The 10,000-nt window shown below is 45.4% G+C and carries 12 protein-coding genes and 1 pseudogene; 7 read left to right on the top strand and 6 right to left on the bottom strand.

The genetic code is table 11. The features are described 5' to 3' along the window. Nucleotides 1-527 (top strand): annotated as a pseudogene (locus LDL40_RS04760) (Dyp-type peroxidase domain-containing protein); the annotation flags it as partial. On the opposite strand, the gene argR reads toward LDL40_RS04760, so the two are convergent. Continuing rightward, a complete protein-coding gene (gene argR / locus LDL40_RS04755) occupies nt 510-980 on the bottom strand; it encodes a transcriptional regulator ArgR (RefSeq protein WP_008899669.1) in 471 nt (156 codons plus the stop codon). The pseudogene LDL40_RS04760 and the gene argR overlap by 18 nt on opposite strands. 185 nt (nt 981-1,165) lie before the next feature. Here argR and mdh point away from each other — a divergent pair, with 185 nt between their 5' ends. After that, nucleotides 1,166-2,107 (top strand): malate dehydrogenase, encoded by a 942-nt coding sequence (mdh, locus tag LDL40_RS04750; RefSeq protein ID WP_300994009.1) that lies wholly within the window; start codon nt 1,166-1,168, stop codon nt 2,105-2,107. A 61-nt stretch (nt 2,108-2,168) separates the two neighbouring features. Here the strand turns inward: mdh and ispB are convergent, their stop codons facing one another. After that, nucleotides 2,169-3,140: an octaprenyl diphosphate synthase gene (ispB, locus tag LDL40_RS04745; protein ID WP_300994008.1), complete on the bottom strand. Its 972-nt coding sequence runs from the start codon at nt 3,138-3,140 to the stop codon at nt 2,169-2,171. Between the two features lie 207 nt (nt 3,141-3,347). Here ispB and rplU point away from each other — a divergent pair, with 207 nt between their 5' ends. The 5 genes from rplU to LDL40_RS04720 all read left to right on the top strand — a co-directional run bounded on the left by rplU (nt 3,348) and on the right by LDL40_RS04720 (nt 6,237). Then, entirely contained in the window at nt 3,348-3,656 is a 309-nt protein-coding gene (gene rplU, locus LDL40_RS04740) for a 50S ribosomal protein L21 (RefSeq protein WP_008899666.1), read from the top strand. Nucleotides 3,657-3,674: 18 nt separating this feature from the next. After that, complete coding sequence (gene rpmA / locus LDL40_RS04735; protein ID WP_127686713.1) at nt 3,675-3,932, top strand: 50S ribosomal protein L27; 258 nt, start codon at nt 3,675-3,677, stop codon at nt 3,930-3,932. Nucleotides 3,933-4,122: 190 nt separating this feature from the next. Then, the gene (gene cgtA, locus LDL40_RS04730; RefSeq protein ID WP_300994007.1) at nt 4,123-5,283 is read left to right on the top strand and encodes an Obg family GTPase CgtA; all 1,161 of its coding nucleotides are present in this window, start codon (nt 4,123-4,125) and stop codon (nt 5,281-5,283) included. A gap of 7 nt (nt 5,284-5,290) precedes the next feature. Next, complete coding sequence (folA, locus tag LDL40_RS04725) at nt 5,291-5,779, top strand: type 3 dihydrofolate reductase (protein WP_300994006.1); 489 nt, start codon at nt 5,291-5,293, stop codon at nt 5,777-5,779. A 77-nt stretch (nt 5,780-5,856) separates the two neighbouring features. Next, a complete protein-coding gene (locus LDL40_RS04720) occupies nt 5,857-6,237 on the top strand; it encodes a DUF3718 domain-containing protein (protein WP_300994005.1) in 381 nt (126 codons plus the stop codon). A gap of 70 nt (nt 6,238-6,307) precedes the next feature. On the opposite strand, the gene LDL40_RS04715 is transcribed toward LDL40_RS04720, so the two are convergent. From LDL40_RS04715 to LDL40_RS04700, 4 genes are all read right to left on the bottom strand, one after another. After that, nucleotides 6,308-8,320, bottom strand: a complete 2,013-nt coding sequence (locus LDL40_RS04715) for a methyl-accepting chemotaxis protein (RefSeq protein WP_300994004.1) — start codon at nt 8,318-8,320, stop codon at nt 6,308-6,310. A 107-nt stretch (nt 8,321-8,427) separates the two neighbouring features. Then, nucleotides 8,428-9,225: a symmetrical bis(5'-nucleosyl)-tetraphosphatase gene (locus LDL40_RS04710; protein WP_300994003.1), complete on the bottom strand. Its 798-nt coding sequence runs from the start codon at nt 9,223-9,225 to the stop codon at nt 8,428-8,430. A gap of 4 nt (nt 9,226-9,229) precedes the next feature. Further along, complete coding sequence (gene apaG, locus LDL40_RS04705) at nt 9,230-9,607, bottom strand: Co2+/Mg2+ efflux protein ApaG (protein WP_300994002.1); 378 nt, start codon at nt 9,605-9,607, stop codon at nt 9,230-9,232. Then, nucleotides 9,604-10,000: rRNA adenine dimethyltransferase family protein (locus LDL40_RS04700; RefSeq protein ID WP_300994001.1), on the bottom strand; the 397-nt coding region annotated here is incomplete at its 5' end. The genes LDL40_RS04700 and apaG, both read right to left, overlap by 4 nt.

Genomic DNA, 10,000 nt, shown 5'->3' with positions numbered 1-10,000 from the left:
TGGATGGGCGGAATCTGACTGGGTTTCATGACAGTCCTGACAATCCCAAAGGCAAGTTAAGACGAAGTTGCGCTTTGATCAGCAATGAGTTGAAGAGCTCAATGTGTGCAGGCAGTTATGTTTATATGCTGCGCTATCAATATGATTTGCAGCGCTGGCAACAGCTGACTATGGCTGAACAAGAGGCTGTGATGGGACGCAACAAACTCGATGGCCAGTTGGTGCCGTCAGCGCAGCGCTTGTCGAACTCTCATGCAGACAAAACAGCACTCGAAAATGAGCAGGGCCGCAGACAAATTCTTTGGCAAAATATGCCGGTAGCAGATATTCGCTCGCAAGGCATGATCTCCGTTGGTTTCTCTGCAAATGCAACTGATATACCAGATTGGTTAGTGTGCAGGTTAGGCCGGGAAACTGAACATTCAGATTTATTGTTGGATTATTGTCAGATCGAAGCGGGGGCTGCTTTTTTTGCCCCCTCTATTAATTTTCTGGAAGAGCAGGCCGGTTCAGACCTTTTCAAATAGTTCTGTCACCTTATTTAAAGTGAAGTTAATATTTTTCACGCTGGTGGGGGCGATGAAAATAGTGTCATCCCCAGCTATAGTGCCAAGCACGCCTTCTGCTTTACCAACTGAGTCCAATAGACGGGCAATCAGTTGAGCCGCACCAGGACTAGTACGGATAATAATCATCACATCGTTGTGTTCAATATCCAGCACTAATTGCCGTAACGGGCTTTTTGTTGTTGGAACCCCAAGTTCAGGTGGCAAACAATATACCATTTCCTGCTTAGCATTGCGGGTTCGTACTGCACCGTACTTGCTTAGCATCCGTGACACTTTTGACTGGCTTATATTGTCAAATCCTTCAGCTTTAAGCGCATCAACGATGTCACTTTGGGAGCCAAAACGTTCTTCTTTCAGCAAGGATTTAAAGGCCTGAATCAACGCTTCTTGTTTGGATTGTTTAGTCATCATTTTTAATTAAACTTTTTGTTTTTGCGGCCGTCTCGACCGAACTTGGACTAATACTGTGGTTCAGCAAGTAAATTACACCAAAATCAGATAAAATGCTTAGACTTTAGGCGTAAGTGATTTGTATTTTGTGCCACATTTCAGTATTGTTGGCGCGTTTCTTTTGAACCGTAAATTGGGAGAATAGCATGAAAGTTGCCGTATTAGGTGCTGCTGGTGGTATAGGTCAGGCTCTGTCTTTATTATTGAAGTTAAACTTACCAGCTGGTACTGATTTAGCCCTGTACGACTTAGCCCCTGTGACTCCGGGTGTTGCTGTAGATTTAAGTCATATCCCGACAGCGGTAAAAATTACAGGTTTTGGTAAAGAAGACCTGGATAAAGCGCTGATTGGTGCAGACATTGTGATGATCCCTGCTGGTATGCCACGCAAGCCAGGTATGGACCGCTCTGATTTATTTAATATCAACGCTGGCGTCGTAAAAACTCTGGCAGAAGCCATTGTTGTGAACTGTCCTAAAGCTTTAGTAGGTGTGATCACTAACCCGGTCAATACTACAGTTGCTATTGCTGCTGAAGTATTCAAAAAAGCAGGTACTTATGATCCTAAGCGTTTGTTTGGTGTTACGACACTGGACGTGATCCGCGCTGAGACTTTTGTTGCTGAATTAAAAGGCAAAAATCCTGAGGAAATTATAGTTCCTGTGATCGGTGGTCATAGCGGTACTACTATTCTGCCATTATTATCTCAGGTAAAAGATGTCGCTTTCACAGACGAAGAAGTATCTTCGTTGACCTATCGTATCCAGAACGCTGGTACTGAAGTAGTGGAAGCTAAAGCCGGTGGCGGATCAGCTACTCTGTCTATGGGTCAGGCAGCCGCCCGTTTCTGTGTGTCTTTAATTAAAGGCTTACAAGGTGAAAAAGTGACTGAGTATGCTTATGTTGAAGGTCAAGGCGAACACGCTCGTTTCTTCGCTCAACCTATCGTATTAGGCAAAAACGGTGTTGAAGCTCTGTTACCTATCGGTGAGTTAAGCGCCTATGAGCAAAAAGCCATGAATGACATGTTAGGCACTTTAAAAGCTGACATCACATTAGGCGAAGAGTTTGTTGCTAACGCAAACTAAGATTGTTCTGAGAATAAAAAAGCCAGCTTAAGCTGGCTTTTGCTTTTTAAGGCAGATTGTTTTAGTGATTGCGCTGTACTGCGATATCAGCCAAGGTCAACAAGGCGTCTTTGTAACCAGATTCTGGTAAAAAGGCGATAGATTGCCGGGCTTTTTCTGCTTCTTGCTCCGCCATGCGGCGTGTGTAATCGAAAGCTTTGGTGCGTTCCAGTATCGCCATGATACGTTCCAGATGTTGCATACCATTGGCTTGTTCGATCGCATCTTTCAGCAGTTGCTGGTCGTCACCGCTGGTATGACGCAGTGCATAAATCAAAGGTAATGTAGGTTTACCTTCAGCTAAATCGTCGCCTATGTTTTTACCCAGCTCATCCGCGTCAGCCTGGTAATCCAGAACATCGTCAATCAACTGGAACGCCGTGCCCAAATGCATGCCGTAGAGTTTCATCGCATGGACCACAGATTCAGATTGATTTGCCAAAATAGCGGCTAACTGTGTGGCAGCTTCAAATAGTTTGGCTGTTTTGCAGTAAATGACTTGCATATAACTCTGTTCGGACGTTTCCGGGTCGTTGACATTCATCAACTGCAGCACTTCGCCTTCTGCAATGATGTTGGTTGCATCAGCAAGGATTTGCATGATTTGCATTTTATCAAGCGATACCATCAACTGGAATGCTCTTGTATAAAGGAAGTCGCCAACTAATACACTGGCCTGGTTGCCAAAGACTGCATTGGCCGTTTCTTTACCACGGCGCAACAAGGACTCGTCAACAACGTCATCGTGCAACAAAGTCGCTGTATGAATGAATTCCACTATGGTGGCAAGGGTAATATGTTGTTGACCCTGATAACCCAGCGCTCGGGCCGCCAATACGGCTAATAGTGGGCGCAGACGTTTACCACCACTATTAACAATATAGATGCCAAGCTGATTAATCAGCGCCACCTCAGAGCTAAGCTGAGAGAATATATGTTGGTTCACGGCCGTCATGTCATCAAGACTGAGCAGGCGGATCTCTTCGAGCGTCATCTGGTAAAACAACTGCTTAGGTATAGAATGTGGCAGATTCTACACTATTGCAGCGGATCAGCTAAAGTAAAACCCGATCCTTTTTGTTGCCCACTGATCTTTTTAATAATTGTACTTGCGGGGGTAGGGGAAATTGCGTACAATTCGCGCCCTGTGATTATAATTAACACGCCCTTAAAAGTCGGCGTGATTTGTACGGAGTTAACTATGTACGCGGTTTTCCAAAGTGGTGGTAAACAGCACCGTGTAACGGAAGGGCAAACCCTTCGTCTAGAAAAACTAGACTTAGAAACCGGCGCAACTATTGAATTTTCAGCTCTGATGATCGCTAACGGCGAAGACATCAAGATCGGTACTCCTTTAGTTGAAGGCAGTAAAGTAACAGCGGAAGTGGTCAACCATGGCCGTGGCGATAAAGTTAAAATCGTCAAATTCCGTCGTCGTAAGCACTACCGTAAACAAGCTGGTCACCGCCAGTGGTTTACAGAAGTGAAAATTACCGGCATCAGCGCGTAATCGAAGGAGTAACTACTCATGGCAAGTAAAAAAGGTGTAGGTAGCACTCGTAACGGTCGCGATTCAGAAGCGAAACGCTTAGGTGTGAAACGTTTTGGTGGTGAGTCAGTATTAGCTGGTAACATCATCGTTCGTCAACGTGGTACTAAATTCCACGCTGGTAGTAATGTTGGTATCGGTAAAGACCACACATTATTCGCCTTAACTGACGGTAAAGTGCAATTCGAAACGAAAGGCGAAAACAATCGCAAGTTCGTAAGCATCGTTAGCGAATAACGACGCATTGCTTCGAAAAGCCCCGCCTAGTGCGGGGCTTTTTTATTAAGAATCGATCAAAGTCTGATACTTCAGCGTGCTGAAGATCAATTTTATTACTTTCAATTCAGCGGAAGCGTGCAATGCATTCATAGCATGCATGAATTGATAGTATAATGAGCCCATAGTTTTTTAGATCAGGATAGTCCAGATGAAATTCGTAGATGAAGCGGAAATTCGGGTTGAAGCCGGCGATGGCGGCAACGGTATTGTCAGTTTCCGTCGCGAAAAATTTGTCGCCAAAGGTGGTCCTAACGGCGGCGATGGTGGTGATGGTGGTGATGTTTATTTAATGGCGGATACCAACCTGAACACGCTGGTGGATTATCAGTTCGAAAAGTATCATCAGGCGGAACGTGGTCAGAATGGTATGAGTACCAACTGTACAGGTAAACGTGGCGATGATTTGATTTTACGGGTGCCTGTTGGAACTCGCGCTGTCGATATAGACACAGCAGAAGTCATTGGCGATTTAACTAAAAATGGCCAGAAGCTGATGATTGCTAAAGGCGGTTGGCATGGCTTGGGTAATGCCCGCTTTACCAGCAGTACTAACAGAGCACCGCGCAAGAAAACCAATGGCACCCCAGGGGAAGTACGTAATATTCGCTTAGAACTGTTGCTGCTCGCTGATGTAGGCTTATTAGGTCTGCCGAATGCTGGTAAGTCGACGTTGATACGCGCTGTGTCTTCAGCTAAGCCAAAAGTTGCTGATTATCCCTTCACCACCCTGGTGCCTAATCTTGGGGTTGTGCGGGTTGAAAGTCACCGCTCTTTTGTCATCGCCGATATTCCTGGTCTGATCGAAGGCGCTGCCGAAGGTGCAGGTTTAGGTATTCAGTTCTTAAAACACCTGGAACGCTGCCGTCTGTTATTGCACGTTGTGGATGTATTGCCAGCTGATGGCTCAGATCCGGCCGAGAATGCAGTGACTATTTTAAAAGAGCTGGATAAATACAGCGAAAAGTTAGCCAATAAACCACGTTGGTTAGTCTTTAATAAACTGGATTTAGTGCTGGAAGACGAGCTGGAAGAAATTATTGAACGTGTTACCAAAGCGATTAACTGGCAAGGCGAAGTTCATAAAATAGCTGCCGCGAGTCGAACTAATACTGAACGATTAGCAGCTGATATATTAAATTACATTGAATTGCTGCCGGTAGAGAAACCAAGAGAGCAGGTGGAAGATGCCGTGAACTTCAAATGGGATGATTATCATCAGGATGTGCTGTCAGTTGCAGACGACATTGATGATGAAGATGATGACTTTGATGAAGACGACTACGACGTTGAAGTAATTTACAGGCGCTGAGGTGAAAATGCGGATTGCAATGATAGCGGCTATGGCCAATAACAGAGTAATTGGCAAAGACAATCAGATGCCGTGGCATCTGCCGGCTGATCTGAAGCATTTTAAGAAGGTGACTTTAGGCAAGCCGGTGATTATGGGCCGTAAAACTTATCAATCTATTGGTAAGGCACTTCCTGGACGCCGTAATATAGTGATCAGCAGACAAAGTGGCGCTTTGACAACTGATGCTGACTGGGTACAGAGTATAGAACAGGCCTTGGCGCTGGTGCAGGATGAGGCTGAAGTCATGGTGATAGGTGGCGCTGAGATTTATCGCCAGGTGCTGCCATTAGCCGATACTCTGTATATCACTGATATTGAGCTGGCCGTCGAAGGTGATGCCTTTTTTCCTGATTACCTTCAGGTTGGAAATTGGCGTGAAGTAGCGTCAGAACAATATCAACCAGACTCTAACAATCCTTATTCTTATCATTTCCGCACGCTGAACAGAGAATGAACAGGACTGCATTGCACCTGTTGTCACATATTGTTACTATACTTTTGTCTGTTTTTTGACTGCTTCAGGAGTAATGTATGAAATTGTTGCCAGCAGTGTTCTGTGGTGTGGTGGTGGCCGGTGCGGTATTGGTGTCGCCGGTAGTGCATGCTGACGACCAGTTAGCGGCTTCGATGTGCGACTATGTTAAGGCTGATGATAAAAATAGATTACGTAAGGTATTAAGTGATTATCGCCTGCGTTTAAGAAATATTTATGATGGTGTAACCTGCAACGGCGATAGCCTGGTGCGTTTTGCAATTAAAAACAACGCGGCAGATGTGGGTGAGTTCATTGTTAAACAGTTACCAGCAGCCCATGTTGCCGCTTCAGGTGATGTGGCTTGGGCTGAAGGCAATGGTTTTGCCGCATCTCCTTTACTCGCTGTATTAAAAGAACGTGCTGGCGGTGGTGAGTAATCACCTCTTTGTGGCTCAATAAAAAATCCGCCTTATGGCGGATTTTTTTTAGCACAAATCATAAACCAGTTCAGACTTTGAACTGGTCTACAGATTGACGTAACTCTTCAGCTAAACGTGCTACTTCGTGGCTTGATTGTGAGGTTTGCTCTGCACCAGAAGCCGTCTGCTCGGCTATGGTCACAATAGACTCTAACAGGTGGCTGATTTCGTTAGAAACCTGATTCTGTTCTTTAGCAGCATGTGAGATTTGCTCGCTCATATCGTGTGCCAGGTGAACAGCATTAGTGATAGACTCAAGGGCCTGAGCAGCAACTTCAGTTTGAGTTACACAATTTTCCGCTTGCTTTTTACCTTTGTTCATCGCTTCTACCGCTGCATGTGCACCGGTTTGCAGAACCTGAATCATCGCCTGAATTTCCTGAGTGGATGCTTGAGTTTTGCTCGCCAGAGAGCGAACCTCATCAGCTACCACCGCAAAACCACGACCTTGCTCACCAGCACGGGCTGCTTCAATTGCAGCATTTAATGCCAGCAGGTTGGTCTGCTCTGCAATACCGCGGATAACGTCAAGAATGCTGCCTATTGACGCACTGTCTTTATGCAGTTTATTGATTACAGTAGAAGCTTGATCTACTTCTTTAGATAACTGCAGTATGGTTTGCTTGTTATTTTCGGAGATAACTTTAACCCGTTCAGCTTCGCTGTCAGCATTCTTAATTTCTGCTAAAGCGTCGTTAGAGCTTTGCATCACGCCTTGTGAGGTGCTGCTCATCTCTGTAGTTGCTGTAGCGGCCTGAGTAACTTGAGACTTCTGTTCACGAATTGCGGTAGTCGTTTCGACCGTAATGGCAGAGGTCTGCTCAGAAGCTGCAGCAAGCTGGGTAGAACGCGAAATAATACCCTGAATCAATTGACGTAAGTTGGTGATTACCTGATTACAGTTACGGGCTAAGTCACCAAATTCGTCCTGTGCGTTATCATCCAGACGTTTAGTCAGATCACCGGACGCTACCACACCTAAAATTTCATTCACTTTAGCCAGCGGTATTGTAATGCTGCGTACTGTCACCATGGCAATGCCTACGGCTAAACCGATGGAAATCAACACCACCAAAAAGATGGTAGTAATGGCACCTGATACGTCAGATTGAGCTTCTTCCTGAATTTCACCAGCAACAGTGCGGGCACGGGAGAGAAGTTGGTTCAAGCCATCCAGCGCAGTTTTGTTGTGAGTCTCGGCCTGCGCCAACAGTTTTTGAGCTTCTGCAGAGGCGGCTAACATTTGTGCTTTTAATGCCAATATGCCTTCATCACCTGATAGTAAGTCATGGATAGCAGTAATTTTCTCATCTAAGTCCGCGACCATATCCACGCTGGAACCAGCTTCAGTTTTAATAGTATTCATTTGTTGCGTTACACCTTCTAAACGAGATTTTACTTCGTTGCTGATGGTGTCTGCTGTTGTTGCTGAAGTGGTACGGGTTAAATCAACTACAACACTGACCAGTGTGTTTAAGCCCGTTTCTAAGTCAGTTGCAGCTTTGCTGGCTTGAGGAAAACGACGGTTTACATCTCTTACGTCACTGAAATCCAGTAACAATGAAGCTGAATCGTCGGCATTTAATTCCACGTCTGATAATTGAGTCGCGATCTGATCACGTAAAGTCAGGCTTTTACTCAGCTCAGCAAAAAGTTTTTTGCTGACAGGAGTAAACTCAGTGTAAGAGTTTGACACTTGTTTAAATGAATTTGCCAGTGTTTCTTCTTCTGATACTACAGCTTGCAAAGCTTTGGCCGCTGTATCATATAAAGCCTGTTCTGCAGCAAACTGAGTCTCCAGGTCTTTAACCTGTTTAACTTCAGTGGCATAAAACGCCTGTAAACTGACTTTGCTCATTTTCACAAATTCGCTTTGCAACACTGCGCTGTTTTCCAGCGCAGGGATCGAAATTTGATTCACTTGCGTGGTTGAGGCATTGATACTATTCAAGCTCATGTACGAGGTAATACCGATCACAAGCAGAAGCAGTGAAATGACACCAAAACCGCCAATAATCCGAAGTGCTACCGTTAACTTCATAACCTTACTCCCAGTATCCAGGCTAAAAGGGCCAATTCAGCCCTGTCACCACACAATAAAAATTCAAAGTACAACATTTTTAACGACGCTGCATTATAGCGTTATTTTTAGTCAGAAACACTATAACGCTGTGTCGTCTCAATACAATAGGCAGTTAAATAATTTCCCCAAACGCATCCGGTGTCCAGAGCATGAATGCCAGCTACCGGACTATGTCCCATTAAACTGGCCCAGTGGCCAAAAAAGATCTGAGGATGGGGTCTCTGTTGCCAAAACAGATACCAGGGTGTCAGATTAACGACTTTATCCGGATGACGCTTTTCTTTGAGTTCAAGTGCACCATTTGCCAGACAAAATCTCATACGGGTACAACTGTTGATAGTAAAACGCCAGGATTCTTCTTCAGTCTGGACTTCCGGCCATAAGGCTGGAGTGTTACCGTACATAGCGGCAAACAGCTGTTCAGGCTGGTGTTTTAATACCTTGCTGACCTGAGCCGCAGCAACCAGAGCTTGGTCAAGCTCCCAGGAAGGGGCAAGACCAGCATGGACCAGCAAAAGTTGTTGCTCCTGCTCAAAGTGCATCAATGGCTGTTGCTGTAACCATTGCACCAGCTCTGATAAATCTGGGGCTTGTAGCAACTCCTGCAAGTTATCCCGGGCGTCAACCTGAGCAAAACCAAAAACGCATGCGAGAAAATGCAGATCATGGTTGCCCAGCACTACTTTGGCTTTATTCCCTAAAGAACGAACAAAGCGCAAAGTAGCTAATGAATCAGGACCTCGTGCAATTAAGTCGCCACAAAACCACAACTCATCTTTCTCAGGTGCAAAGCTGATTTTGGTTAATAGAGATTGCAGTTGTGTGAAGCAGCCCTGAATATCCCCAATCACGTACCGTGGCATAGGCTCAGTTCAGTATGTTAGGGATGGCCAGACGAAACAACGGAATGGCAGTTTTGAAGCTCAGTTGGCTTTGACTGGTCATTTCGTAATGTCCTTGCATAGTGCCGACAGGCGTTTCCAGCACTGCTCCACTGGTGTAGCTATAACTTGAACCCGGTGCAAGCTGAGGCTGCTCACCTACTACGCCGTCACCATGCACTTCAGTTTCTTTGCCATTGGCATCAGTGATTAGCCAATACCTTTTCAGCAACTGCACAGTTTCAGCGCTATGGTTTTTAATAGTTATAGTGTAGGCAAATACATATCTATGATTCGCTGCATCAGACTGAGCCGCGACATAAAAAGTCTCTACCGAAACAGGAATTTCAAAACTCAGGCTCATAACTGATTCAGCTCTTGTTGATGCAGCCAGCGTGCAATACCGATAAACTGCTCGACGCTTAATTGTTCGGGCCTCAGGCTTGGGTCTATACCCATTTCAATAATCTGTTCGGCAGTAGCAAAATTGCTAAAGCAATTACGTAATGTTTTCCGGCGTTGATTAAAGGCTTCAAGACAGACTCTGTTCAAGACGGCAACAGGCACGTCCTGGCGCTCTGAGGCAGGTTTAGGGATTAGACGTACAACAGCAGAGTGCACTTTAGGCGCGGGTTTAAAGGCGCCCGGTCCAACTTCAACCACGGGCATTGCATGACAGAAAAACTGTGTCATTACAGATAAACGACCGTAAGTTTTAGAGCCATGGCCCGCAGTCATACGTTCAACCACTTCTTTT

The sequence above is a fragment of the Rheinheimera sp. genome (genome assembly GCF_020217005.1).
Taxonomy (GTDB): Bacteria; Pseudomonadota; Gammaproteobacteria; order Enterobacterales; family Alteromonadaceae; genus Pararheinheimera.
Note: the sequence above shows the minus strand (reverse complement) of the source record. Positions and strands in the feature narration are given on the sequence as shown.